Below are 26,100 nucleotides of genomic sequence, written 5' to 3'. Positions count from 1 at the left end.
CGGGGCCCGGAGAATTTCCGGGCCCCGTTTTTTGTCGCGTTTTTACGGCCGTCGCTTGCGGAACGACGCGCCGAGCATCAGGATCCCGCAGAACACCGCGCCGCCCGCGACGATCCAGCGGAAGTCGAAGGTGGGCAGCCAGCTGGATCCGTCGGTGAGGACGTAGCCGGACACGAGCAGCGTCGCGACCCCGACGATCAGCGTGATCCAGTCGACCCCGCGGCGACGGCAGGCCGGGGCTTCGGGCTCGTCGTAGGAGTACGGGTTCTCAGCCACGGCGCACCTCCACCTGGCCCACGCCGTTGGTGACGTGGAGCGTGATCTTCTGTCCGCCGACGTTGTCGTCGCCGTTGTCGGTCCCGGAGATGGCCGGCTGGCCGACCCCGTTGGACGTGCGGTTCAGGCAGTCGACCTCACCGGCGCTGTTCTCGCAGGTGAAGGTCACGTCCGCGGTGCGCGGCACGATGACCTCGGTGTTCCCGGCACCGTTGGAGACCGTGGTGGTGACCGGTTCGCTCGCGGCCAGCTGGGTCAGGTCGATCTTCATGTTGCCCGCGGTGTGCCGGTAAACCGGCTGCAATTCGGCCGCGGTACGCGGGGTGGCGGTCAGGTCGCCGACGCCGCCGCGCACGTCGAGGTTGTCGAACGTGCTGGTCGTGAGCACCATCCCGGCGATCGACAGCGGGATCGCGAGCCCGATCAGGCCGCGGGCGCCGCGAGCGAACGCACCCGCCACGAGCCCGACGCCCAGCACGGCGAGCGTCATGCCGATGATGTGCCGCAGCGAGAACCAGTCGAACCCGTTCAGCGAGAGCGCGACCCCGATGCCGGCCACGATCACCGCGACCCCGAGCGTGGCGGCCCCGATCTTGGACCGTCGCCGCGGCGGCCTCGGCGCGGTGTCGTTGTAGTCGCCGCTAGGAGGCGGCGGTGGCGGCGCCGCCGGGTCAGGCAGATCCCAGCCGGCCGGGTCGGCGGCCAGCGGATCCCAGCCCGGTGCCGCCGCCGCGGGAGTCGGGGTGTCGCTGTTCATCGTGAAAGCTCCGGTTCCGGAAGCGGTTCCGTCCGCCGCGAACGCGACGACCGGCGCCGGTCGGTTGTCCTGCCCGCGGGTGCGGTGCAGGAGATAAAGGCACGTGGCGAGCAACGCGAACCCGATCAGGCCGCCCCCGTCGAACCAGCCGCCGCCGAAGGTCCACCCGACAACCGGAATCACCGCGACGGTGAGCACGGCCGCGAAGGCCTTCGTCATGCTCGACTGCCCGCGCCCGATCAACGCCTCGAAGCCGGAAACCTCGTCCCCCTCGGAAGGAAAGAACAGCCACCCGAGCAGGTAAAGAACCAGCCCGAACCCCCCGAAAACAGTCGCCGCCGCCAACGCGACCCGAATCACCACCGGATCGATCCCGTAGCGATCCCCCAGCCCAGCCGCGACCCCAGCGACCTTCCGCCCCGAGTGCGGCCGCCGAGGCCTGCTGGCCCAGAAGTCCTTGACGGTCTCCTCGAACCCGTTCAGGGGGTTCGTACGGGGAGGCCGCACGTCGTTCGCACCACTCATGCCCTACAGCATGGTCGACGGTGCGGGGCGGCACATCGGGGAAGGTCCCTGAGGTTATCCCCGAGATACGGCCCTGGTGGAGGGCTTTGGGCCGGCCGGGGGCCAGCCTTGGGGGACGAAGGGGTCAACTTCTTGGCGAGGTCAGCTGCCGTGCCGCAGGATGCGCGCGAGCGAAGTTTGAACAACGCCATGCCGCGGAGAATCTGGCCCGGCGCGTTCTATGGCATTAATGCGCGCGGCTATAGGTATTTTTCAGCCGCGCGGAAGTCGCTTGTCTAGAGCGGTGGCGACATCTTCGGCTTTTTTGCAGGCGGCCTGGGTATCGTCACTGATCAGGACGATCACCAGAGCACGGGCGTTGGGCCCGACCTCCATTCCTACCTGGCACCCGCCCGGAGAGCCCAGCAGGTCGCGTTGTTCGATCAGCTTTCGGCCGTCGATATTCCCATTGTGTGCGGAGCTGGGGTTCTGAATGTTGTCCGTGTACTTCTGGCCATTTTGAAGCGCGATCCCGACTTCGGCCGCTGGGTCCGTCGCGGCGTTTTGGGATTTTTTCGCTGATCGGCAGCTTCGGTTTGAGTCCGCGACGGAGGGTTGCGCCGGCGGGAACCCCTGGCCGGCCAGGATTTGATCGAGCAGCTGGCATTGGTCCAGTGAAGCGAACGGGTTGCCGGAACTCGAAGCGGGACTGCTGGCTGCCGCGAGGGCGGATGTGGTCGGCGTTGCCGCGCCGTCAACGGGGTTGCTGCAGGCTGCTGCACCAACCAGGGCCAACGTGGTGACACCGAGTGCCCCGATGGTTCGGCGAGTCTTCGTCACGAATTTTCCAGCTTCTTGTTAAGTTCGGCAAACGATGTAGTGTTATCTGATTCGTTCTTCTGGTAATTTTCGCGCGCGATGGTTAAGGCTTCGAGAGCGGCCTTGACGCCGTTGTGCATCAGGTCCAAGTTGGGGATCATCGCGTCGGTGTCGCCCCCGGCGACTTTGGTGTTGAATTCTGCCACTTTTTCGGCGTAGCCGAAGCTGCCCATTTGCGCGGCCTGAGTCAAGAGATTCAGGTCGTAGCGCATGTCCCGGTAGCCGTCCAGGAAGAAGTTGCACGCTTTCAAGTAAGCGTTGAACCCGGCCTCGTTGACCGCGAACGCCCCGTTCTGCGCCAACGTCTTCAGCGTGTTTCCGGCATCGCGCATTTTTACCGCGGCTTCGTGGCTGCCGGGGCCCTCGGTAAGACCCGCCAGAAAGGCATTGCCCGCTGTGTCGGCGGCGGACGAGTTGGCGGAGATCGGTTCCGGATTTACTTCGATTCCTGGCATCGGCTGCTCCTGTGTCTGCGCTTGAGGTGCGACGGCTACGGGGCTTGTAGAAGTGCCCTGCGCGGCTCAGCCGCCGAGAACCGGGGGAGTGATCTTCTCCCCGTCCGGTCCTCGTTCCGGCTTGACCTCGAAGACCTCGTCCGGATCGACCTGTGTCGGGATCTTGTTCTTGTGTTCCTTGTCCTCTTCCTTCTTCTTCCCGGCTCCCGCCGCGCCAGCACCCGCGGCACCAGGCTTCCCGCCCTTCCCGGCGTTCGCGGCAGCAGTAGCCCCGCGCTCAAGCCGTTCGGCCGCACCCTTGCCACCGGACTCGCCCGGCTTCCCGGAACCACCCGAACCAGCACCGCCAGTCACCCGACCACCAGCACCACCCCGGCCAGAGCCGCCCGACCGGCTGCGCGGCGTGTCCTCGCCGGAGCCGGAGTTCCCGACACCGCCCCCGCCCAAAGCGAGGCCCTCCGGAGAAAGACGGCCGCCGATGCCCGGAGTGGTCCGGAGGTTGTTCCCTCCCCCTGACATCGCAGGGTTGCTGAGTGGCCCAGTACCGGTGCTGATCCCCGGCCCAGGGCTGTAAGGAACGCCTGGAGGATTCCCGCTTCCCCCGGACGGGAAGGAGGTGACCGGAGCAGGACCGCCAAGCGGCGGGTTCGTGCCCGTGAACCCGTTCCCCGGCCCGCCAGTCACCGGACCGGACCCGCCAGGACCGACATAAGGCCCGCTAGAAGTCCCACCGGACACGGTCACCGGCGAGGCGCTGCTCGCGTGCGTGCTGTCGTTGTTCATCTGCGGTGGCGGCGAATAAACCGGCTGCGTAGTCGACGTCTCGTGATACGTCGTGTCCAGCCCGTGCATCACCTGGACCGCCTGCTGATGCGCCGCATCGGCCTGCTGCTGCTTGGCCGCCAGGTCGCCCATCGCGATCACGCCCTGCAACGGGTTGCCGTTCTGGAACTGCTCGGTCGCCTTGGCCATCTCGGCCTTCTGGTCGAACCCGGTCGGCTCCGGCATGTTCTTGTGCGCGTAGTCGGCCGCCGCGGACTGCTGGGAGTAGCGGTTCGAAACCAGTTGCATCGCGCTGCCGGTTTTTTCCGTGTGGTCCGCCGTGCTCTGGAAGAACGAATGCGCTTGCGTCGCGGCCGTGCCCTGCCATTCGGCACCCGCGGTGTCGGCCGCGTTGCGGAACTCGTTGGACGCGTCCGCGAGCCAGTTGCCATAGAAGTTCGTCACGCGGCTGCGTTCGTTGATGCCCTTGAAGTCCAGGCCCTCATTGACCATTTTGTGCAGGTCTTCGTGGCTGTACGACGCGTAATTCGCGTCCGGCGCGGGCGCGTCCCCGCGGGTTTGCTGACCCTGGAGCAGCTGCTGGCCCTGCTGGACCGAGTACTGCGAGGCATCCCGCTCAGTCGCGCTGCGCGTCTCGGGCGAGTCCTCGCCGACCGAGAAGATCTGGTGCACGTTCTGCGTCCGGGCGTAGTAGTCGCCCGCGGACTCGACGTGCTCCGCGCGATGCTGCTCGGTCATCCGGCCTCCCCGCCCCGTTTACGCACTGTGATCGCTCGCCCCCTGCATCGTACCGAGTCCCGGCGGGCGGCAGGAGGGTTCGCGGAATTTCGCCCCGGGCGGCCGTCTGGGGGAATTGATCAGGGCCTTCCCCGATGTCCGCGCCGCTCCCGCGTGTGACGATGGACCTCGTGCAGGACTTTCTCGACATCAGTGCCCCAGGGCGGGTTTCCTCGGCCGAAGAGGAGCCCTCGGCACTCGTGTCCGCCCAGGCGATGGAGGTCGCCGAACCCGAACCGCGGCCCAAGATGTACCGGCGGCGCTCCGGGCGGGCCGTCGCGGGCGTCGCGAGCGGGCTCGCCGACCACCTCGGGGTTCCGGTCGTCTGGGTCCGCGTCGTGTTCGCGCTGCTGGCCGCGCTCAACGGGGCCGGGCTGCTCGCGTACGGCCTGCTCTGGGTGTTCGTGCCGCAGAGCTCCGAGGAAAGCGAGACCGCGCCCAAGGCCCGCGACCGGCAGCAGGCCTACGGGCTGATCGCGCTCGGCATCGGGCTCGCGATCGCCAGCAGCACGCTCACGGGTGCCATCCGCGGCTGGGTCGCGGTGCCGCTCGCGCTCGCCGCGCTCGGTGCGGCGGTCGTCTGGCGGGAGGCGGACGAGTCGCAGCGGCGGCGCTGGCGCGTCGGGGCCCGCGACGGCCTGGTCGGCGAGGGCGGTCGGCTCGCGGCGATCGTCCGGATCCTCGCCGGGGTCGCGCTGGTGGCCACCGGCATCGGCTTCGTCGTGTTCGCCAGCGGTGACTTCGACCAGGTCAAGTTCGCCCTGATCGCGGTGCTCGCGACGCTGATCGGCGTCGCCGTCCTCACCGTTCCGTTCTGGCTGCGGCTGGTCCGAGACCTCGGCGAGGAACGCCAGGCCCGCATCCGCACCGACGAACGCGCCGAGATCGCCGCGCACTTGCACGACTCCGTCCTGCAGACCCTCGCGCTGATCCAACGCCAGGCCGACCAGCCCGCCGAGGTCGCCCGCCTTGCCCGCGGCCAGGAACGCGAGCTGCGCGGCTGGCTGTACGGCCCCGGCGGCTACGGCAAGCCCAGCGAGAAGCGGACCAAGGAAGAGGAAGAAGGCACCCGCCAGCAGCTGTCCGAGGCGCTCGCCGCGGCGTGCGGCGAGGTCGAGGACCAGTTCGCGATTTCGGTCGGCCAGGTCGTGGTCGGCGACGCCGAGCTGAACCCGCCGCTCACCGCGCTCGTGCAGGCGGCCCGCGAAGCGATCGTCAACGCGGCCAAGCACGCCGGCGTTGACGAGGTCAGCGTGTTCGCCGAGGTCGAGCCCACCGAGGTGACCGTGTTCGTGCGCGACCGAGGCAAGGGCTTCGACCCGGACGTCGTTCCCGCCGACCGGCACGGCCTCGCCGACTCGATCCGCGGCCGGATGGAACGCCACGGCGGCACCTGCAAGCTGCGCACCGCGCCCGGCGAGGGCACCGAAGTCCAGCTCGCCATGCCGGTGAAAGCGAGCAAAGGGGTGGCGTGATCTCGCTATGCTCGGGGGCAGGCGAAGCGAGGGAGTGGGCAGTCGTGACGGAGAGCCAGCGGGAACCGGTCAAGGTCTTCCTCGTGGACGACCACGCGTTGTTCCGCGCGGGAGTGCGCACGGAGCTGGATTCGATCACCGACGAGGTGCAGGTGGTCGGCGAGGCCGGGTCGGTCGCCGAAGCGGTCGCCGGCATCGTGCGCACCAGTCCGCAGGTCGTCCTGCTCGACGTCCACATGCCCGACGGCGGCGGCGCCGAGGTGCTCCGCCGCGTTCGCCCGGAGCTGCCGGACGTCGTGTTCCTCGCGCTGTCGGTGTCCGACGCCGCCGAGGACGTCATCGCGGTCATCCGCGCCGGCGCGCGCGGGTACGTCACCAAGACGATCTCGTCGAAGGAACTCGTCCGCGCGGTGGTCCGGGTTGCCGACGGCGACGCCGTGTTTTCCCCGCGCCTGGCCGGTTTCGTCCTCGACGCCTTCGCCGACCGTCCCGGCTCCGCGCCGATCAACGACCCCGAACTCGACCTGCTCACCCCGCGCGAGCGCGACGTCCTGCGCCTGCTCGCCCGCGGTTACGCGTACAAGGAAATCGCGTCCGAGCTGTTCATCTCGGTGAAGACGGTCGAGACGCACGTGTCGAGCGTCCTGCGCAAGACCCAGCTGTCCAACCGCTACGAGCTGTCCCGCTGGGCCTCGGACCGCCGCCTCGTCTAAGCCGGAGTCAGTTCTTCTTCCGGAGCCACCGCCGGTTTGCGCTGCAACCGGGTCAGCGCGACGCCGACGAGCACCACGAGCATGCCCGCGATCACGCGCAGATTCAGCTGCTCGTGCAGGAACACCGCGCCCAGCAGCACCGACACCACCGGCAGCAGATAGCCGACCACCGACGCGGCCACCGCGCCTTCGCTCGCCAGCAGCTGGTAGTTGAGCGCGAACGCGATCCCGGTCGATCCGAGGCCGAGGATCACCACCGCGATCACCGCGACCGGGCTCAGGTGCACCGGCGTGAGGCCGCCGAACGGCATGGCCAGCACCAGAAACCCAGTCGCCAGCAGCATTTGCCCGGCGGCGATCGCGTACGGCGAGGAGCCGGTGTTCGACAGGTACCGTCCTTCGTAGACGAATGCGAACCCGTAGCTCGCCGCCGCGGCTAGGCAGGCCAGCGCGCCCCAGCTGAGCAGCCCGGACGCCTGCCACGGCGCGAAAATCAGCAGGATCCCGCCGAGCCCGATCACCAGACCCGCGATCCGCGTCGCGGTCATCCGGTTCGCCGCCCCGAGGAACGGGGCCGCCACGAGCACCCAGAGCGGGGTGGTGGAGTTCAGCACCCCGGTGATGCCAGAGTCCACAGTGGTCTCGCCGACCGCGAAAAGCAGGAATGGCAAGGCATTGTGGAAGAACGCCGCGACGAGCAGGTGTCCCCAGGTGCTCCGTCGCGACGGCAGGCTCCGCCGCCCGATCAGGCACAGTGCCAGCAGCACCACGGCGCCCAGCACGAGCCGCGCGAGCACCAGCTGCACGGGAGAAAGCGCTTCGAGCCCGAGTTTGATCCAGAAAAAGCTCGATCCCCACATCAACGCGAGCGCCGCGATCCTCAGCAGCGTCTTCGTCTCGCCCACCCCAGGTTCCTCCTTCGCCTCACTGGCCAGCTTTGCCGCGGCGAGGTGTAAGGACAAGCGAAAATAACTGCAGGGACGTTTAAGCAAAGCTGTAGGATTGAAGCATGCTCGATGTACGGCGCATGCAGGTGCTGCGCGCGGTGATCACGAGCGGTTCGATCACTGCAGCGGCAAGGAATCTCGGGTACACGCCGTCGGCGGTCAGCCAGCAGCTGGCGGTGCTCGAACGCGAAGCGGGCACGCCGTTGCTGGAACGCGTCGGCCGCGGTGTCCAGCCGACCCCGGCCGGGACGCTGCTGTCCGAACACGCCGAGACGCTCAGCGCGGAGCTGGCCCGAGCCGAGGCCGCGCTCACCGAGCTGAAGGAAGGCCGCACCGGCAAGCTCGCCATCCGCTACTTCGCCACGGCGGGCGCGACGATGGTGCCGTACGCGGTGGCCGCGCTGCGTCGCGAGCATCCCGGCGTGTGGCTCGATCTCAAGCTCATCGACCCGGGCGATCCGCTCACCGAGGTCGAAGAAGGCCGCGCTGACCTGGCGATCATCGTGTACCCCAGGCCATCGGAGCCGGGCCGGGGCATCGAGCTGGTACCGCTGCTGGACGATCCGTACCGCGCGGTGCTGCCGCGTGCGCATCGGCTGGCTCGCAAGAGGGTTCTCGACCTGACCGACCTCGCCGACGAACCGTGGGTCGGCGTCGATCCGATCCCCGGCGCGTGCCGGGCGATCCTGGAAGGTGCCTGCGCGTCGGCGGGTTTCCACCCGAACGTCGTGGTCGAGTCCGAGGACTATCCGTCGGCACAAGGATTCATCGCGGCCGGGCTCGGTGTCGGGCTGGTCCCGGAGCTAGGGCTGGGCACGCCGCATCCGGGCGTGGTGGTGCGCCGCGTCCGCAATCCGCAGCCGAGCAGGCACATTCACGCGGCGGTGGCCGCACGGGTCGCGGGCAGTCCTGCCGTGCAGACGTTCCTCGAAGCCATGCAAGAGGCGACCGAGAACGTCGCCTGACGCCGGCTCAGACGAACAGCAGCTGCGAAACGCCGATCCCGATCAGGATCGCGCACAGGATGGCCGCGATGGTCAGGATGAGCCGCCGTCGCGCGGCCGCCTTCTCGCGAACGGCCTGCGCGGACGCGGCCTGCTGCGCCGGGGTGGGCGTGTAGCGGGCGGTCGGCTGCTGCATCGCTTGCTGCTGCATCGGCTGCGGCGGAGCGGGAGCCTGCGGCACCTGCTGGACCGGAAGCTGCATGAGCGGAGCCGGTTGCTGCGCGGGCATCGGCGGCTGCTGCGGCGGCAGGATGTGCTGGGTGGCGTCCGGCTGGATCTGCTGCGTGACCTCGGGCAGATTCGGCTGCTGCGTCGGCACCGGCCGCGACGCCGGAACGGTCGGCAGCGCGGGCGCGGTCGGCGGAATGAACGCGGTCTGCTCGCGTCCGACGGTGATCGCCTTCAGCGCGTGCACGGTGTCGTCCATGGTCGGCCGGGCCGCCGGGTCGGCGCGCAGCATCTTCTGCAACGCCCCAGCGAGCGGGCCCGCATTCTCGGCAGGTCGTTCCGGGGACTGACCGTCGTCGCCGAACGGCGGCACGCCTTCGACCGCGGTGTACAGCGTCGCGCCCAGTGAGAACACGTCTGCAGCTGCCGACGGAGGAGCGCCTCGGGTGACCTCAGGCGCCCGGTAAGCGGCGTGCGGGCCGCCGCCGGTGATGCCGATGTCGGTCAGCTTGACGCTGCCGTCGTCCGCGAGCAGCACGGTGTTCGGTTCGAGCGTGCGGTGGACGATGCCCGCCGAGTGGATCGACGCCATCGCGTCGCCGAGCTGAATGCCCAGGAACGCGGCCTGCTCCGGGGTGAGGCGGCCGTGCTCGGCGAGGAACACCGACATCCCGCGCGACGGGATGTACTCCATCACCAGCCACACGTCCTGGCCGTCCGGCAGCACGTCGTACACCGTGATCGCGCACGGATGGTCGATCCGGGCCGCGGCCTTGCCCTCTTCCATCGCCATCGCGCGCGCCTGTTCGGCGCGCTCCGGCGGCAGCCCGACGGGCAGGTACATGCGTTTGACGGCGACGGTCCGGAACAGCCGCGTGTCGAACGCGAGCCACACGATGCCCGCGCGGCCGCGCCCGATCGGCTGGTCGAGCCGGTACCGCTCGCCGACGATGCTGCCTTCTGAACTCAATGCTGTCCCTGGATCGCTAGCTGGACGGGCCAGTCGTCGGTGCGGTGGGCGAGGTCTCCGGCGGCTTCGGCTTAGTCGCCGACGACGACGGAGACACCCGCGTCTGCGACGGCTGATCCTGCGTCGGAGTGTCCTCCGCCGTAGTAGACCGCCGCGAGTGCCGCGTCGACTGGGTCTCGCGGGTCGCGCTTTCCCGGGAAGACGTAGGCGGGGACGTAGTGGTTGCTTCCGAAGGCGGCTGTGTGACGGACGTCGGCGCGACCGCGGACGACGAAGCGGGCGGAGCCGGCTGCGAGGCGTCCGGCGGATTGCCCGGGGTCAGCAGCCACACGCCCAGCGCGACCAGGCCGATCACCACGACGCCGCCGATCAGCGCGGGCTTCTTCCAAGCGCCGGGCTTCTCGTCTTCGTCGTCCTCGGGCGCGGTCTGCACCACCCGGGTGCGAGGCGCGGGTTCCTCGTCGTACGGGTCGTCCTCGTAGTGCTCGGGCACCGGGACCGCGCGCGTGGCGGCGAGTCCGTTGCGGCTCGGGTCGCCGTAGAGCGGCGGTTCCTGGTAGCCGTCCTGGTGGTAGCCGTGGTCGTCGTAGTCGTCCTCCGGGTAACCGGAGCCCGGCGGGTACGGGTCCTCGCCGTAGTACTGCTGCGCGCTCGGGTCGTACTGCTGCGTGACGCCCGGGTCGTCGAGCAGCGTGCCGGAGTGGCCCTGCTCGTCGTCGTGGTGCAGCAGACCGGCCGCTGCCGCGCCGCCCGCCGCACCGAGCGCGGCCGCGCCGAGAGTGCCCGAGGACGAGGCCATCATCGTGTCGCCGTCCGGGCCGCCGAGCGGGGTCTCGCCGCGCGCGACCGCGGACAGCAGCTCCTCGCATTCGTCGGCGGTGGGCCGGTGCTGAGTCTCCGGGTGCAGCAACACCGCGAGCACGCTCGCCAGCGGACCGGACTGCCGCGGCGGATTGATCTGCCCGGCGGCGACCGCGTGCAGCAGGCTCAGTGTGTTCTCGGACAGGCCGAACGGCGGCTGCCCCTCGCAGGCGGCGTACAGCGTGGAGCCGAGCGAGAAGACGTCCGACTCGGGGCCGGGGTCGCCGCCAATCGCGACCTCGGGGGCCAGGTAAGCGGGGGTGCCCGCGATCATCCCGGTCTTGGTGACCGTGACGTCGTCCTTGGCCCGCGAGATGCCGAAGTCGGTGATCTTCACGGTGCCGTTGCCGGCGAGCAGGATGTTGCCCGGCTTGATGTCGCGGTGCACGATGCCGACCGCGTGCGCCTCGCGCAGCGCGGCGGCGATCTGCGCGCCGATCCGCGCGACCTCCAGCGGCGGCAAGGTGCCCTTTTCCTGCAGCACCTGCGCCAGGCTGGTGGAAGCCAGGTATTCCATGATCAGGCAGGGCTGGCCGTTGTCGTCGGTGACGACGTCGAACACGGTGATCGCGTTCGGGTGGTGCAGCCGCGCGGCGATCCGGCCCTCGCGCATGGTGCGCTGCCGGGCGTCCTCCGCCTCGTGGTTCTCCAGCCCTGGCTGGAGAAGAAGCTGCTTGATGGCGACCGTACGGCCCAGCACCTCGTCGTGGGCGCGCCAGACGGCTCCCATCGCGCCGGAACCGATCTTTCCGACGATCCGGTACCGGTCGGCGACCAGACGACCCTCGTCGCTCACGCGACCTCCCTTTGGGGCTCCGACTTGCCGGGGCGGGACTTGTCTACCCCAAAGGGGTGAGTTCGAACCCGCCGCAGCACCGGAGCGTAGGCACCTGCTGTGGACCGTGCGCCGGTTTTGCCGAGACCGACCCGTGACAAGGCTAGGCGCTCACTCTGCGCACATGCACGCGGCACACTTCCGCCGACCCGGCACAACCACGTTCGCGCAGGTCAGGAGTAGACCGCGGACAGGACGCGGGCCTGGGAGATCACATCCTGCTCGACGACGTCGAACAATTGGGTCACGCGCACCAGGGTGCCGTCGGCCTGGTGGACCAGCGCCACGGCGAACACCGAACCGTCGTCCTGGACGTGCATTTCCTGGACGTCGATAGAGTCGGCCCCGCTCCACGCGCGGACCAGATCGCCCGTTTCGCCGCGCGCGACGTTCGGGGCGAGCAGCGAAAGCGCGTTCTCCGGCTGGTGGTCGATCGAGGCGTAGAACTTGCGCACCGCTTCGAGCTTCACCGGATCCGGCGCGGCCGCCGACGAGGTGGCGGACTTCTTGTGCGACTCCGCTGCCGACGAGGCGCTCGACGCGGAAGACGACGAGGTGCCGGAGGTGGTCTGCGGAGTCGTGGCACCCGAATTCGACGGCGTGGTGGCCGCGGAATCGGTGTGCTTGGACTGCGTCGTGTTTTCGCTCTGCCCCGACGTCGTGCCGCCGGACGAGTGGCTCTTGCGCTGCTGAGGGACGGCCTGGCCGCCGAGCGCCGCCGCGCCGCTGAATCCGGCGGGCATCGCGGTTTCCTCGGCGACCGGAACGGCGGGCCGCGGTCCGCCGCTGAGCAGCGAGGCGGTGACGACAGCGCCGGCGACGAGTGCGCCAGCCCCGACGAGCCCGGCCAGCTTCGCGCGGCGGGCGAGCTTGCTCTCGGGCTCTTCGACGGGCTCCTCGGCCCGGACGACCGGGCGGCGGGTGCGCGGCGGCAGGTACTTCTGCGGTTCGCGGAACACCTGCTCGAGATACTCGCGGTCGGCTTCGGCCACGTCCTCGAGCAGTTCCGGCGGGATCACGTCCTCGACGCGCACGGCGTCGGGTTCTCGCCGGGTTCGCTGCCGTTCAAGCACGAAAATCCTCGCTCTGGGGGTTCGGGGCGGGACACGACACGGTGGCGGTGTCCCCGGGGCGGTCCGGACTGCCGATTCGTGGTCGGCGCCGGGCCTCGTAGTCGCCAGGTAACCCTGTGCCGACAGGCGGCCGCCAGACTCCGTCGCCGGAATGCCGCCGTCGTACGACGAACGGCAGCTTATGTCACCCAACCGGACGAGGGAACAACCGCTCACCGCTCCGCACGTGCATCGGCATTTGCAGACAGTGTGCTGGTCAGCGGCCGTCGTCGGTGATCTTGCCGTTGTCGTCGAAGGTGAGCGTGCGCTGCTCGGTGCTCTTGCTGCCGTCCTGGTGCGTGACCTCGACGGTGTTCACCGTGGTGCCGTGCTCCGGGTCGATGGTGACCTTCTTGACCTCGAAGTACGCGACGTCGGCGTAGCGCTTGCGCAGCCCTTGCGAGCCCTCCTGCTTGAGGTCGCCGGACGTGACCGACGAGGCCTTCGACGGGTCGGTGGTGACGTTGTTGAAGAACGTCTCCGAGTTGTTGCCCATCTTGTTCGGGTCGTTGGCGGTGAAGTACGGCGGTTCCTTCGTTTCCCGCTGAGCGGGAGTGACCGGCGGCTTCTCCGGCGGCTCGCTGGACGTGGGCGAGTCCGTGGTGCTCGGCGCGGACGTCTTGCTGCCGGTGCCAGGGCCCGCGGACGTGGTCGTGCCGGCGGAGCTGCTGCTCGCGGAACTGCTCGGGCCGGTGCCCTGCTGCGGGTGCGTGCCGTTGTCCGAGGTGACGCCGTCCGGGCTGGTGCTGGCCCCGCTGCGCGGAACGTTGCCGCCGACCCCGCCGTGCTGCCCGTTCGGGATGAGCGCGCTGAGGTTCGGGTTGCCGCCGTTCTGCCTGCCGGGCCAGCCGCCGCCACCGACCGCGTCGGTCGTCGTGGTGGTGGGCCCGCCGACCAGGAACGTCCCGGCGAACAGCAGTCCGACGACCACCGCGCCGGACGCGCCGGTGGCGAACCACGCGGCCTTGCGCCAGGTCTTCGGCGGGGTGACCGACGCGGGCACCGAGCCGAGGTCGAACGTGCCGAGTCCGTCCAGCAGCGGCGCGGCGTACACGCGCACCTCGTCGTCCTGCTGCTCTTGCGTCTCCTGCTTCGAGACGGCGGGCTCGCCGAGGGTGACGCGCTGGCGCCGGGGAGGCTCTTCCGCGACCGGGTTCAGCTCGACGCGTTCGCGAGGGCTTTCCGGCCGGTTGGCCAGCGCGGCTGAGGTGGTGGCGACGCGTTCCTGCCGGGTGCGCCGGGTCGGCTGGGGGAGCGCGCTCTCCTGCGGAGCGAAAGCGCGGTGCTCCTCGGGGATTCGGTCCTGCGGGGGCGCGAAGGCGGCGCGGGATTCGGCGCGGCGGCTCTGGGATTCCGGCTGCCGGGCAGACGGGGCGGCTTGGCGGCGCTGCGGTTCGACGGGGCGAACGACGTTCTGGCGGGGCTCGGCCAGCCGATCCGGGACGGAGGCCTGGCGGCGTTCGACCGGGGCCCGGCGGCCCTGCGGCTCGACCGGGGCCCGGCGGCGCTGCGGCTGCGGCAGCGGAGGCTCGCCGATCGGCAACGTGCCGCTCGCGGTGGGAAAAACCGGCTGGTTCGGGGCCGGGCGGTTCCCGTCGTCGGGTGCCCGGTTCGCGCGCGGGGCCGGTGCGCCGCGCTGCTGCGGGTTCTCGCTGCCGCGCTGCACCGGAGCGGCCGGGCCGCCGCCGTTGCGGTGCCGGTGATGACCGGCGGAGCGGGCGGGCACCACGGGAGTCCAGGTGCCGTCGGCGCGGACGCGGTGCCGTCCGGGGACGGTGACCTCGGCGTCCGACACCGCGCCGGGACGGTCAGCGTGCCGCGGACCGCCCATCGTGTTTCCCGTCATGCCGGTCCGACCCCTCCGCGAGAGGGGCGTGACGGCACCGGGGCCGTCGTCAACCCGAACGGAGCAGGGAGGAAGAGAACGACGCTTGCGTCGTCACTTGCGAACTCCCGCGCAAATGCACGCGCACGCGGAGAACGGCGCGCAGAGCCGCAGCTCCCGCGCGTCCTCCGGGCATAGCCCGGCGTAAACGCCAGGGTCCTCACGGACTTCACAGTAGGAAACCGGCAGGCGAATGTCTTCACCCATCCTGCAACTTGCACCGGTTTCACTCGACCGGGCGCGCCCGAACGGGCGGCACGTCACGCAGCGCAGCATGCCGCCCGGTATTTCCCCAGTTCGGGGGCTAATCAGCCGCCGCTGCGGTACTTCGCCTGCGTCGACTGGAGGGCCTTCACCGACGTCGCGCCGCTACCGACCGCGATGACGATGGCGAGGATGTCCAGCACGACGTTGCCGGAAGTGAGCAGCCAGGCGAACAGCGAGGCCGCGGTGGCGCCGCCGGCCAGCGCCCAGCGGCTGCGCACGTACTGCGCCACCGGAGCCCCGCCCGCCCGCTTGCCCGCCGCGTTGTTCAGCATCGCGAGGTAGCCGACGTGGCCGAGGGACGCCAGCACGCTCGCGATCGCGATGATGACGGCGATGATGTTAATCATGTGTCCAGTCTGCCCGGTTTCCGTGCGGCGCGAATCGGGGATGCCCCGGATACCGCGTCAGCGGCCCAGCCTGCCGCGGCCGAGGTTCAGCAGCAGCATCGCGAGCTGACGGCCCTCCGGGCCCAGTTCGCGGTAGCGCGCCAGCACGTCCATCTCGCGGTTGTAGACGATTTTCGTGCCGCCCGCGGCCATCCGGGCCGCGCCGATGGTCTTCGACACCTCTACCCGGCGCTTCACGAGCCGGAGGATTTCGGAGTCGAGGAAGTCGATCTCCTCGCGAAGCGACGAGATGTCTTCGCCCGCCGACGTGTGTTCGGAAGGCTGTCCGTCGGCGTTCTGCGTCTGCGCGTTCATCGGGACCTCTCTGAAGTCCGGACTCCCTGTGGCCCAGGGACGGCGAAAGCCCCGGGTCCAGTGGACTCCGGGGCTGCGGGTGATGGCGGGTGGGGCACTACGCGATCACGGGAGCCGGAGTCCGGGTCCCGTAAAAAAATCGCTCGCTGCTGTGCCGCACGCTTTCAGTATGGCACAGGCGTACCCGGTCGCCGCCGGAACGCCCGCACCCGCGCGTGCAGCACAAGGCTGATGAACAGCCAGAACAACGGCATCGCGGGCCAGAAGAACAGTGCGCCGCCGACGGCCCAGCGGACGATCAGCAAGGTCGCGAGCACCACGACGATCCCGAGATGAACGCGCAACGCCGGATGGTCGCGCAAGGCGGTTCGGGTGAGCGGCCAGCCGCCGCCGCGCGGCCGTACTGGCTCCGGGCGGGGAAGATCTGAGGTGAGTTCGCCGAGCTCGTCGGTATAGCGGACGGCGTAGACCGCGCGCAGCCGCTCTTCCACCTCTTCGAGAGTGAGCCGTCCTTCGGAACCGGCGGCCTGGATGGTCTCGGCGACGCGCTCGCGGTCGCCGTCGGAAGCCCTCAGCCGGGCGGGAATCTTGTCGTCCATGCCGTTCGATGCTCCGCGCCGCGGCGGCCTCGCGCGTCGGACGCGAGGCGACACTGCGGCGTACGTCGGCAAGCGCAGGCCGACCCCGTGGCTGTTCCGGGACTGTCGTACCCCCGGGGTAGCGTTGACAGACGATGGACACCCTCTTCGATCTCCCCGCAGACCCGCCCGCCCGCGCTGCCCGGCCGGGAACCGCAGACCTGCTCGAGGACCTCAACCCCGCCCAGCGCGAGGCGGTGACGCACGCCGGAGGTCCGCTGCTGGTCGTCGCGGGAGCCGGATCGGGCAAGACGCGCGTGCTCACGCGCCGGATCGCCTACCTGCTCGGGCAGCGCGGAGTGCATCCGGGCGAGATCATGGCGATCACGTTCACCAACAAGGCCGCCGCCGAGATGCGCGAACGCGTCGCGGCGCTTGTCGGCAAACGCGCGAACGCGATGTGGGTGTCCACGTTCCACTCGATGTGCGTGCGAATCCTGCGCCGTGAGGCGAAAACCCTCGACATGTCGTCGAGTTTCTCCATCTACGACTCGGACGACACGAAGCGGCTCATCACGCTCGTGGCGCGGGATCTCGACATCGACCCGAAGAAGTACGCCGCGCGCACGCTCGCGGTGCACATCTCGAACCTGAAAAACGAACTGGTCGATCCGGACGAGGCGGCCTCGAAGGCGGCCAACGACCTGGAGCGCCGGGTCGCCGAGGTCTACACCGAGTACCAGCGCAGGCTGGCGAGCGCGAACGCGTTCGACTTCGACGACCTGATCATGCGGACAGTGTCGTTGCTGCAAGCGTTCCCGGACGTCGCGGAGTACTACCGGCGGCGCTTCCGGCACGTCCTGGTCGACGAGTACCAGGACACCAACCACGCGCAGTACACCTTGGTGCGCGCGCTGGCCGGCACCGAGGCCACGGATACCGGGATCGAGCCCGCCGAACTGTGCGTGGTCGGCGACGCGGACCAGTCCATCTACGCCTTCCGCGGCGCGACCATCCGCAACATCGAGGAATTCGAACGCGACTTCCCGAACGCGCACACGATTCTGCTGGAGCAGAACTACCGCTCCACGCAAACGATCCTGTCCGCGGCCAACGCGGTGATCGCGCGCAACCCCAACCGGCGCGCCAAGCGGCTGTGGACCGATTCGGGCGACGGCGAGAAGATCGTCGGCTACGTGTCGGACAACGACCACGACGAGGCCGCGTTCGTCGCCGGGGAGATCGACTCGCTGGCGGAGAAGGGCGAGGCGGACTACTCGGATGTGGCGGTGTTCTACCGCACCAACAACCAGTCGCGAGTGTTCGAGGAAATCTTCATCCGGCTCGGCCTGCCGTACAAGGTCGTCGGCGGCGTGCGGTTCTACGAGCGGCGCGAAGTGCGGGACATGATCGCGTACCTGCGCGTCCTCGCGAACCCGGACGACACGGTCAGCCTGCGGCGGATTCTCAACGTCCCCAAACGCGGCATCGGCGACCGTGCCGAAGCAGTTGTGGCCACGCACGCGGAACGGGAGCGGATCTCGTTCTGGGCCGCGTTGCGCGATGCGGTCGAGGACAAGGTGGCGCTGCTGAACCCGCGCTCGGCCAAGGCGATCACCGGATTCGTGACGCTGCTGGACGAACTGCAGGAGATGGCGTCGTCCGGCACCGAGGTGCACGACCTGCTCGAAGCGGTCCTGGAGCGCACCGGCTACCGCGCGGAACTCGAGGAATCGGACGACCCGCAGGACGCGTCGCGCGTCGAAAACCTCACCGAATTGGTGACTGTGGCACGCGAATTCGCCGAGTTCACCGCGGAGGTCACCAACGACGAAAACGCGGAACTGGTCCTGGACGACGGCGTCCCCGCCCCCGGTTCGCTTCCCGCTTTCCTGGAGCGGGTTTCGCTGGTCGCGGACGCCGACTCGATCCCCGCCTCAGACGGCGGCGAGGAAGGCGACGGCGGCGCGGGCGTGGTCACTTTGATGACCGTGCACACGGCGAAGGGCCTGGAGTACCCGGTCGTCTTCTGTACCGGCTGGGAAGACGGAGTTTTCCCGCACATGCGCGCCCTGGGCGATCCCGCGGAGCTGGCCGAAGAGCGCCGCCTGGCCTACGTGGCGATTACCCGTGCGCGGCAACGACTTTACGTGTCGCGGGCGCTGACTCGGTCGGCCTGGGGACAGCCGCAGATGAACCCGGCCTCCCGCTTCCTGGACGAGCTGCCGCCAGACCTCGTCGACTGGCGGCGCCTGGAACCGTCCTCGCCCGGCTTCGGAAACTTCGGCTCCTCTTCCGGTTCCTCGTCGGGCCCGCGCGCCGCGACGACGTGGGGCCGCCGGTCCTCGACGTCGACGACTTCGAGCTCGCCGTTCGGGAAGGGCTGGAAGGAGACGGTGGCCCTGAAGCTGGACGTCGGAGACCGGGTGAGCCACGACAAGTACGGCCTGGGCACGGTTATCTCCTGCGACGGCATCGGCCCGCGCGCGACGGCGACGATCGACTTCGGAGCTTCGGGCAAGGTCCGGTTGATGCTGATCGGCAGCGTGCCGATGGTGAAACTCTGACTCTTGCCCGCGGATCGTGCGCTGCTGCGGTCCCGGTGGTCTGATCCTCTGTGCCGGGTGCCGGGTGCCGGGTGCCGGGTGCCGGGTGCCGGGTGCCGGGTGCCGGGTGCCGGGTGCCGGGTGCCGGGTGCCGGGTGCCGGGTGCCGGGTGCCGGGTGCCGGGTGCCGGGTGCCGGGTGCCGGGTGCCGGGGTGTGTCGCTTGATGGCTTCTTGTCGGCTAGGCCCGTGTCCTGGGCCGGATTCTCCGCGATCCCGCCCGCCAGCAGAGTCGAGCAGGTCGAGCCGGGCTGTGCCTCCAACACCCGCCGCTGCGCTCGCCGGTCTCGCGGACGAGGTCATCCCCGTGCCGCCGCTGCTCCGCGGGTTGCTCCAGGATGCTTCGCCTCCGCAGGGACTGGCTACGCCGATACCCGGCACAACCCTCGTCTCCGTCTCTGCCTCCGCACGATCCGCCGCGCCGCTACTGGATGCCTCACCGAGCGCTGACCCCTCAACTCGCTGGCGTCTGATGCTGTCCGTGCTCACAACATGCAGCGAGCGTGCCCCGAGCCGGAGCCGTGCTCGGATGCCTTCTCCTGCCCCGTTCTGGACATCTTTCGCCGGACCGAGTGAACTCCCCAGCGATCCACCCGATCTTGTCGGTCCTCTCCGGCATACTTGGCTTCATCGAACACAAGTTCGATGAAATGCGGTATGCTGTGTGAAGGGACGCAGGGGATGGATGCGGTGCTGTTTGGGGTATTTGCCGCCGGGGTACAGGAGTACTTGAGGAGAGTCGCGGGGACGGTTGCTGTGGGGACGGCAGCCCGGCCAGCTCGGGACGCGCCAGGGGATGTGGCGCGGCTGGCCGCAGCATGGCGCGCGTTGCTGAGGCAACACGCATTAGGGCCAGACGGCAGATGCGTCGTCTGCGGAGGAACGTCGCGCGCCGACGAGGGGATCGCGCGATGGATGCCGTGGCGAAGACGCGCGGACCTGTGCACCGTGTGGCGGGTAGCAGTCGCCTATTTCGTCCGTCGCCTTCCTGGCAACGATCCGTGATACGCACACCTGGCGGCCTAGCTCGGATGCCCACACATCGCCAGGCAAAGATCGCCGAGGATTCCCTGCGCCACCGAGTTGTTCAGGGCGACTTCCACCTGATGCACTGCGACGAAAGCGAGCCTGATTGATCGATGTTCTGCCGCAAGCACGCGGACTTCCCACTCGCGGCGTGGTTCAGCAGCATCAGTTTTCCCGTGCGCAAAGCAGATTCCGCCGCTGTGCGCACAGGTGACTCGCGCAGTTCAAGCTCGTCGGCGATCGTCGCGGCAACTGGTGCACCGGTTGTCTGGCGTACGAAGCATGCGGGCCAGACTCGATCGAGACCGTCGTGCGGAAGCTGAGTCCAGCTGGCTGCCTGACCGGCGAGAAGCGCGGTTCGAGTTCAGGCGGCGACCATCGTGCGGCGGCAAAGCCAGTGCAGCGGTTGGCCAGCGGGTGATCCGCGCGGTTCAGGCTCAGTTGGCGATCGTCCTGCGGCAGCGGATGCCACCGCGCCCATTGCCTGACGGGCGAGAAGCGAAGATCAGCTGACGTTCACGCCGCGGGCAGCGAGCCACGGGCGCGGGTCGATCTTCTTGCTGCCGTCCTGCCACACCTCGAAGTGCAGGTGCGGGCCGGTGCTCTCGCCGCGGTTGCCGATCTCGGCGATCTGCTCGCCGCACTTGACCTTCTGGCCTTCGCGGACCGAGAAGCTGTTCATGTGGCCGTAGACCTGGATGGTGCCGTCGTCGAGCTGGACGCGTACCCAGAGGCCGAAACCGCTGGCGGGGCCGGCCTGGATGACGGTGCCGTCGGAGGCGGCGTAGATCGGGGTGCCGATCGAGTTGGCGATGTCGATGCCGAGGTGGCTCGTGCCCCAGCGGGCACCGAAACCGGAGGTGAACGTGCCGTGCGCGGGCATGCAGGTCTTCGGACGGGCAGCCTCTTCGGCGGCCTGGCGCGCGGCTTCGGTTTCCGCCTGCACGCGGGCCTTGGTGACCTTGGCGCTGTCGGCCATCTTCGCGGCTTCGGCGGAGGCGTCGACGGCGTGGCCGGTCGGCAGCAGTTCGGGAGCTCCCCCGGAGCCCGCGCTGCCGAGGGTGAACGAGGCGCTCGCGTTCTGTGCGTTGGCGAGCGGGGTGACCGCGGCGTCGGAATCCCCGCCGCTGGTGGACTTGAGGGTCTGCCCGGCGGCGGCTGCGGCGAACGCGCCAGCCGCGACGGCGGCGACCACGACCCGCCCGCGAAGGGCGGAGGAGGGCGGGGAGATGCGGTGCTGTCCCCGGACGCGGATGACTGCACCGTCCAGTGCGTCTTTCAGCGCCGGGGAAGGGGCTTGGCCGCCGGGGGAGCGGTGTGAAGCCAAGACAGGGCCTTCCATCGTCGGGGAGTCGGGCGGAAGAGAACTCGGGCGGGGGATCCCGTGAACGAACCTCGGGGGTGATTCGCTCAGCGTTCTGCTTCGTGACCTGACTGTAATGGGGACCGCAGGACAGTAACGAAGCGGCGCCTCAATGAGCAAGGCGCCACCGGGCTTTCGGCCGAACGAGTGGCACGCATCGAGCTTCTAGCTGTGGAAACTACCCAAAGTTAATCGGGAACTACTTCGCTGGATGTGGCTTGAGTCACATACCTTCGGATGGCCCAACGCCGCTGAAGCCCTCCTGGCGGCGTAGCGGACGAAATAACCGGCCGCCCGGGCGCGTTGAAGCAGTTTCACCTAGATATCTGTGATGCCGCTCACTCACGCCAGGTCCATCGGACACTCTTTGACGGCTTCGCCTCGCGACCTCGAGCTACCGTCCGGCGACGGATCTTTCCCGCCCCGAGCTGCCTGGGCCGCAGGTCGAGGCCAGGTCTGTGTGTTGCCCCGACTGCACCAGCGCTCTGCCCGGCCAATCCTTGCGGCCCGGCTCCCCGGATCGCCAGGATTCCCCGCGTGCTGGCTTGGCTGTCGCTGATCTCTCCGCGACCCGGCTGGCACCTGCCCTCCCCGACAAGCTCCGGCCATCCCCGTACCCGGCGGATCGTCCCCACGATCTGCCAGTGCCGTCGCGGATTCCTCCGCGACCCGGCCGTGCCTGCTCCCGGCAAGCCTTGGCCGACTCCGTCCCTGTCAGGCCCTCCCCGGCCTGACAGGGACGGAGATCGCGGCTCCCCTCCGCGATGCGGCCGTTCACCTGCCCTCCCCGGCAGGTCTCGGCCATCTCCACCTCGGTCCCGGCAAGTCGTCCCCACGACCTGCCGGCACCCGCCGCGGCCTCCCCGCCGCGGCCTGGTCGGGCGCCTGCCACGAACAGGCATCCGACCTCGTCCATCGCCCCCGCGATGTGTCCCCGTACCTCGTCCCGTGCCGGAGTGACGCCCCGAACGCCACTCCCTTACGCGACTTCCCCGAAGTTTTTCCTCGACGCTCCCTCCGGCCCTTCGGTCTCTCTGCCGTCGAGACCTCCGGCCCACGCCCCTCTTACGCGGATCGGAGGATTTTTTCTTCGCACCTGTCAGACGCGCGGGGACCGCCGGAGGTTCATCCGACGCCGAATTCACCCGCAAGTGCGTTCCGGCCTGGTCGAGGCGGCCCTGCCGTCCGCCTGCCGGGACCGGTCCTTGCTAGCGTCGCGAGCGATGACTCCGCCGACCCCAGAGCCTCCCGACGGCGACTCCGCCCCGGACACCCCGGGCCGTCCCGCCGGATCCCGGCGTCCCAGCCTCGCCGAGCGCAAGGCCGCCGCCCGCGCCCGAGCCCGTCGCGACGCCGGTCGCGCGAAATCGGATCCAGCCGACTCATCCCGACGCGGCGGGAAGGCTTCCGCTGAGGGGCCGGTCGACTCGTCCGGTCGCGGTGAGCCGAGGTCGGCGGGAAGACCGGAAGACTCGCCGCCTAGCCGCAGGAGTTCGCTCGATCGTGGCGAGGAGGCTTCCTCTGGAAGCCCCGCCGAGGGATCTCGTCTGGGCGGAGCGACTTCTGGCGGAGGCTCGCGCGACCGTGGCGAGCCGCAGTCAGCGGAAAGCTCAGCCGACTCGTCCCGCGGGGCCGAGGCAATCGCGGAAAGCTCAGCTGCCCCGTCCGGCAGCGGCGAGCCCGCGAAGAAGGACCCGGCCACTCAGTCCGGCCGAGGAGACGCGGCAGCCGCGCGACCGAGCGACCAGGCCACTCCGGCAGGCGTGTCCAGCCGGCAAAACTCCGACGCTGACCCGGTCGAGCGGAGGTCGGCGCCCCGCACCATCCCCAGCCGCCGAGACCCAAGCCAAGATTCGGGCCAAGGCGAGAACCTCCTGGATCTCACCGACCAAACCCCCTCGCCAAGGCTTCGAGCCGCCACCGCTCTTCTCGGTCTCGGTGCCCTGGCCCTCGCCGCCGCAGCCATCGCCCCGGTGTCGCCCGATGCCGGGCCGGGCTACCTCTCCTGGCCGCTTCTCGTCATCCTCGCCGTAGTCCCGGCCGGGATCGCGTTCGCGGCGGCTCGCAGCGGGCGGCACGGGCTGGCCGCCGGTCTCGTCACCGGTCTCGCCGCTCTCGCGCCGGGACGGCTGATTCTCGATCTCCAATTCCTCGTCAACGGCTCCAAAACCATCCGCCCCGAGCTATACCTGCCAGACCGTCTGCTCGACCGCAGCGGCGTAGGCATCGGGTTCTGGCTGCTGATCGCCGGGCACGTGCTGACGCTCGCTGCCGGACTAGCCGCCGCGCAGGTCGTTCGTGAGCGCAACGAGATCGCCGGGGGAGACGACAAACGCCGCTGGCGGTTGATCATTCCGCTGCTCGCCGTAGTCGCCGCGGTCGGATTGCTGATGACCCCGGTCCTCTCCGACGATCCGTTTCTCCTTGCCCGGTCAGCGTTTGAGGGTCCAGGGCTAGCGCTCGCCGGTTACCTTCTCCTCGCCGGCGCGCTGCCAGTCGCCGCGGTGCTCGGGGTTTTCGCCGGATCCGACGGCGTCGCTCGCGGGACGCTCGGCGGGATCGTCGCGGCGGTGCTGGCCGTCGCGGTGCCGACGTTCGTCGCCGGGCTGGCCGTGCCGGGGCTGGGAGTCTCGACGGGCGCGTATCTCGCCGTCGTGCCGATGGTGCTGGTCCTCGTCCTCACTCCACTCGCGACACCGCAGCAGACCCAAACCGAACGCACCGACCTGGCCGGTGAGGCCCGCGTCCCAGGGCTCACCATTTGGCGTGCGCTCACCGCGTTGCTGGCATTGCTGACCGGAATCGCGGCGGCGATCGGCGCATTAGCCCCGCAACTCGGCAACAGCACGGACAGCCCGGCCCGGCTGCAACTGCTGATCGCGGCAATTCTTGTCGTGCTGCCAACACCTTTCCTTCTCGCAAGCCGTACCGCGTCGTTCGCGCGCGGGGTGCTCGCGGTGTTGTGGGCTGGCGTCGTTCTCGCGGGAACGGCTGTGCTCAGTACCGCCATCACTGCCTCGGAGGCGACGGGACTCGGCGGGCTCGGCGGCGCGATCAGTTATCACCTCGGCGCGGGAGCCGTTTTCACCGCGATCGCGCTGGGGCTCGCCGGGCTTACCGGGTTGGCCGCGGTGGTGACCGGCGTCGTGGAACGCGACGACACCGGTACTGAAGGGCCGCGCTCCCGAGTGCTGATTCCGGCCGGAATCACCGCTGTGCTGGCGATCGCGACGTTCGGCACGCCGGTGTTCACCGCGCAGGATTACGCGCCGCCCGGTCTCTGGTCCGATTTCGACACTCCGTCGTGGGGATTGCTCGCCGCGGTGCTTGTCGTTCTCGGGACGCTCGGGTTGAGCGTGCGTTCGCGGCCCGGTGCCGCGGCGGCGGGATTGACTGGAGCGGCGGTGCTTCTCGCCTTGCACGTCGCCGAGATTCCGCTGGTCAGTTCCCTGTTCCAAACAGCGAAGCCGGACGCGGGGTTCTGGCTCGGGCTCGCCGCGACAGCAGGGGCAGTGGTCGCCGCTGTCACCGCGGCTGCCGGTGCGAAGAAGTGAGCCCGCGGCGCGTCGTCCTAGTGGAGCTGGCCGAAGAAACCGCGGCAATTCCCCTGGCGCGAATGCTGCGCGACGCCGGTCTCGAAGTCGTCCACGTTGGACACCTGGACACGACAGAAAAGATCGTCCGGACAACCGAACAGGAGGATCCAGACATTCTGGGCCTCCTCGGCGGTCCAATGCCCGAGGATCTCGCTGAAGCGCTCCCCGGAACCGAAGTGATCGAACTCGGCGGGGAAAGCCCCGAAAAGGCCGCCGAAATGCTTGTCGGTGGGCGGTCTCACACCCTCGGCACACCCTCTGACCGCGCACGGTGACCGACTTCACCAGGTGCGGCGTCCCCTGCGTCTGCGCTGGTCGCTAACCTCGACTGGTCCGACAGCGCGGTCCGGAAAACGGACCACCACAGTGGCGTGTCGTCAGGAGACTGGAGTAGTGGACCTCTACGAGTACCAGGCGAGGGATCTCTTCGCCGCCCACGGAGTACCGGTTCTGCCGGGCGCCGTGGCAAGCACCCCGGAAGAAGCCAAGGCCGCCGCGGAGCAGATCGGCACCCAGGTCGTCGTCAAGGCGCAGGTGAAGGTCGGCGGCCGGGGCAAGGCGGGCGGCGTCAAGCTGGCCCAGACGCCCGACGAGGCGAAGGAGAAGGCGGAAGCCATCCTCGGCCTCGACATCAAGGGCCACATCACGCATCGCGTGCTGGTGGCGGAAGCCTCGGACATCGCGTCCGAGTACTACTTCTCCTTCCTGCTCGACCGCGCCAACCGCACTTTCCTCGCGATGGCGTCGTCCGAGGGCGGCATGGAGATCGAGCAGCTCGCGGTCGAGCGCCCGGACGCGCTCGCCAAGATCCCGGTCGACGCGATCAAGGGCGTCGACAAGGCGACGGCGCTCGAGATCCTGAAGGCCGGCAACTTCCCGGCCGAGATCATCGACGAGGCCGCCGACGTCGTGGTGAAGCTGTGGGAGACCTTCGTCTCCGAGGACGCCACCCTGGTCGAGGTCAACCCGCTGGTCCGCGACCCGCAGGACAAGATCATCGCCCTCGACGGCAAGGTCACCCTCGACGAGAACGCCGCCTTCCGCCACCCGGCGCACGAGGAGCTCGTCGACAAGCAGGCCGAGAACCCGCTCGAGGCGAAGGCCAAGGCCAAGAACCTCAACTACGTCAAGCTCGAGGGCGAAGTCGGGATCATCGGCAACGGCGCGGGCCTCGTGATGTCCACTTTGGACGTCGTGGCGTACGCGGGCGAGAAGCACGGCGGCGTGAAGCCCGCCAACTTCCTCGACATCGGCGGCGGCGCATCGGCCGAGGTCATGGCGGCCGGTCTGGACGTCATCCTCAACGACACCGACGTCAAGAGCGTGTTCGTGAACGTCTTCGGCGGCATCACCGCGTGCGACGCGGTCGCGAACGGCATCGTCGAGGCGCTGAAGATCCTGGGCGACGAGGCCACCAAGCCGCTGGTCGTCCGCCTGGACGGCAACAACGTCGTCGAGGGTCGCCAGATCCTGGCCGACGCGAACCACCCGCTGGTCACCGTGGTGGACACAATGGACAACGCGGCCGACAAGGCTGCCGAGCTCGCCGCGGCAGGTGCGTGAG

The 26,100-nt window shown here is 69.4% G+C and carries 21 protein-coding genes; 6 read left to right on the top strand and 15 right to left on the bottom strand.

Going from position 1 to position 26,100, the window contains the following annotated elements; all coding sequences use genetic code 11:
* Window positions 1-42 precede the first annotated feature (42 nt).
* The 5 genes from AB5I40_RS22645 to AB5I40_RS22625 all read right to left on the bottom strand — a co-directional run bounded on the left by AB5I40_RS22645 (window position 43) and on the right by AB5I40_RS22625 (window position 4,392).
* A complete protein-coding gene (locus AB5I40_RS22645) occupies window positions 43-276 on the bottom strand; it encodes a hypothetical protein (protein ID WP_370932138.1) in 234 nt (77 codons plus the stop codon).
* Window positions 269-1,558: a PspC domain-containing protein gene (locus AB5I40_RS22640; protein WP_370932137.1), complete on the bottom strand. Its 1,290-nt coding sequence runs from the start codon at window positions 1,556-1,558 to the stop codon at window positions 269-271. Before AB5I40_RS22640 ends, AB5I40_RS22645 begins: the two co-directional genes overlap by 8 nt.
* A 252-nt stretch (window positions 1,559-1,810) precedes the next feature.
* The gene (locus tag AB5I40_RS22635) at window positions 1,811-2,377 is read right to left on the bottom strand and encodes a DUF3558 family protein (RefSeq protein ID WP_370932136.1); all 567 of its coding nucleotides are present in this window, start codon (window positions 2,375-2,377) and stop codon (window positions 1,811-1,813) included.
* Window positions 2,374-2,871 (bottom strand): hypothetical protein, encoded by a 498-nt coding sequence (locus AB5I40_RS22630; RefSeq protein WP_370932135.1) that lies wholly within the window; start codon window positions 2,869-2,871, stop codon window positions 2,374-2,376. Before AB5I40_RS22630 ends, AB5I40_RS22635 begins: the two co-directional genes overlap by 4 nt.
* A gap of 66 nt (window positions 2,872-2,937) precedes the next feature.
* Window positions 2,938-4,392, bottom strand: coding sequence for a hypothetical protein (locus AB5I40_RS22625; RefSeq protein WP_370932134.1), 1,455 nt, complete (start codon window positions 4,390-4,392; stop codon window positions 2,938-2,940).
* 254 nt (window positions 4,393-4,646) lie between these two features.
* On the opposite strand from AB5I40_RS22625, the gene AB5I40_RS22620 reads away from it, so the two are divergent.
* A complete protein-coding gene (locus AB5I40_RS22620) occupies window positions 4,647-5,906 on the top strand; it encodes a PspC domain-containing protein (protein ID WP_370940579.1) in 1,260 nt (419 codons plus the stop codon).
* A 44-nt stretch (window positions 5,907-5,950) separates the two neighbouring features.
* Entirely contained in the window at window positions 5,951-6,619 is a 669-nt protein-coding gene (locus AB5I40_RS22615; protein ID WP_370932133.1) for a response regulator, read from the top strand.
* Here the strand turns inward: AB5I40_RS22615 and AB5I40_RS22610 are convergent.
* Entirely contained in the window at window positions 6,616-7,524 is a 909-nt protein-coding gene (locus tag AB5I40_RS22610) for a DMT family transporter (protein WP_370932132.1), read from the bottom strand. The two genes, AB5I40_RS22615 and AB5I40_RS22610, sit on opposite strands and share 4 nt — an antisense overlap.
* Window positions 7,525-7,628: 104 nt before the next feature.
* Here AB5I40_RS22610 and AB5I40_RS22605 point away from each other — a divergent pair, with 104 nt between their 5' ends.
* Window positions 7,629-8,531, top strand: a complete 903-nt coding sequence (locus tag AB5I40_RS22605) for a LysR family transcriptional regulator (protein ID WP_370932131.1) — start codon at window positions 7,629-7,631, stop codon at window positions 8,529-8,531.
* Window positions 8,532-8,538: 7 nt separating this feature from the next.
* On the opposite strand, the gene AB5I40_RS22600 is transcribed toward AB5I40_RS22605, so the two are convergent.
* The 7 genes from AB5I40_RS22600 to AB5I40_RS22570 form a co-directional block, all read right to left on the bottom strand.
* Window positions 8,539-9,708, bottom strand: a complete 1,170-nt coding sequence (locus AB5I40_RS22600) for a serine/threonine-protein kinase (RefSeq protein WP_370932130.1) — start codon at window positions 9,706-9,708, stop codon at window positions 8,539-8,541.
* Window positions 9,709-9,724: 16 nt separating this feature from the next.
* A complete protein-coding gene (locus tag AB5I40_RS22595; RefSeq protein WP_370932129.1) occupies window positions 9,725-11,365 on the bottom strand; it encodes a protein kinase in 1,641 nt (546 codons plus the stop codon).
* Window positions 11,366-11,577: 212 nt separating this feature from the next.
* Entirely contained in the window at window positions 11,578-12,477 is a 900-nt protein-coding gene (locus AB5I40_RS22590; protein WP_370932128.1) for a hypothetical protein, read from the bottom strand.
* A 256-nt stretch (window positions 12,478-12,733) separates the two neighbouring features.
* Entirely contained in the window at window positions 12,734-14,362 is a 1,629-nt protein-coding gene (locus AB5I40_RS22585) for a hypothetical protein (RefSeq protein WP_370932127.1), read from the bottom strand.
* A 347-nt stretch (window positions 14,363-14,709) separates the two neighbouring features.
* The gene (locus AB5I40_RS22580; RefSeq protein WP_344270474.1) at window positions 14,710-15,015 is read right to left on the bottom strand and encodes a hypothetical protein; all 306 of its coding nucleotides are present in this window, start codon (window positions 15,013-15,015) and stop codon (window positions 14,710-14,712) included.
* Between the two features lie 57 nt (window positions 15,016-15,072).
* Window positions 15,073-15,369, bottom strand: a complete 297-nt coding sequence (locus AB5I40_RS22575) for a chorismate mutase (RefSeq protein WP_370932126.1) — start codon at window positions 15,367-15,369, stop codon at window positions 15,073-15,075.
* 164 nt (window positions 15,370-15,533) lie between these two features.
* Window positions 15,534-15,968 (bottom strand): DUF1707 domain-containing protein, encoded by a 435-nt coding sequence (locus AB5I40_RS22570; protein WP_370932125.1) that lies wholly within the window; start codon window positions 15,966-15,968, stop codon window positions 15,534-15,536.
* Window positions 15,969-16,102: 134 nt separating this feature from the next.
* Between AB5I40_RS22570 and pcrA the strand changes: the two genes are divergently transcribed.
* Window positions 16,103-18,514: a DNA helicase PcrA gene (gene pcrA, locus AB5I40_RS22565; protein WP_370932124.1), complete on the top strand. Its 2,412-nt coding sequence runs from the start codon at window positions 16,103-16,105 to the stop codon at window positions 18,512-18,514.
* 1,568 nt (window positions 18,515-20,082) lie between these two features.
* Here the strand turns inward: pcrA and AB5I40_RS22560 are convergent.
* Window positions 20,083-20,772 (bottom strand): M23 family metallopeptidase, encoded by a 690-nt coding sequence (locus tag AB5I40_RS22560; protein ID WP_370940578.1) that lies wholly within the window; start codon window positions 20,770-20,772, stop codon window positions 20,083-20,085.
* A 2,141-nt stretch (window positions 20,773-22,913) separates the two neighbouring features.
* Here AB5I40_RS22560 and AB5I40_RS22555 point away from each other — a divergent pair.
* Window positions 22,914-24,494 carry a hypothetical protein gene (locus AB5I40_RS22555; protein ID WP_370932123.1) on the top strand — a complete coding sequence of 527 codons (1,581 nt, stop codon included), beginning with the start codon at window positions 22,914-22,916 and terminating at the stop codon, window positions 24,492-24,494.
* Window positions 24,495-24,511: 17 nt separating this feature from the next.
* Here the strand turns inward: AB5I40_RS22555 and AB5I40_RS22550 are convergent, their stop codons facing one another.
* Window positions 24,512-24,778, bottom strand: a complete 267-nt coding sequence (locus AB5I40_RS22550) for a hypothetical protein (protein WP_370932122.1) — start codon at window positions 24,776-24,778, stop codon at window positions 24,512-24,514.
* A 151-nt stretch (window positions 24,779-24,929) separates the two neighbouring features.
* Here AB5I40_RS22550 and sucC point away from each other — a divergent pair, with 151 nt between their 5' ends.
* The gene (gene sucC / locus AB5I40_RS22545) at window positions 24,930-26,099 is read left to right on the top strand and encodes an ADP-forming succinate--CoA ligase subunit beta (protein ID WP_370932121.1); all 1,170 of its coding nucleotides are present in this window, start codon (window positions 24,930-24,932) and stop codon (window positions 26,097-26,099) included.
* Window position 26,100: the final 1 nt, after the last annotated feature.

The sequence above is a fragment of the Amycolatopsis sp. cg13 genome (genome assembly GCF_041346965.1).
Classification (GTDB): domain Bacteria; phylum Actinomycetota; class Actinomycetes; order Mycobacteriales; family Pseudonocardiaceae; genus Amycolatopsis.
This window is presented reverse-complemented; position numbering and strand designations above follow the sequence as displayed.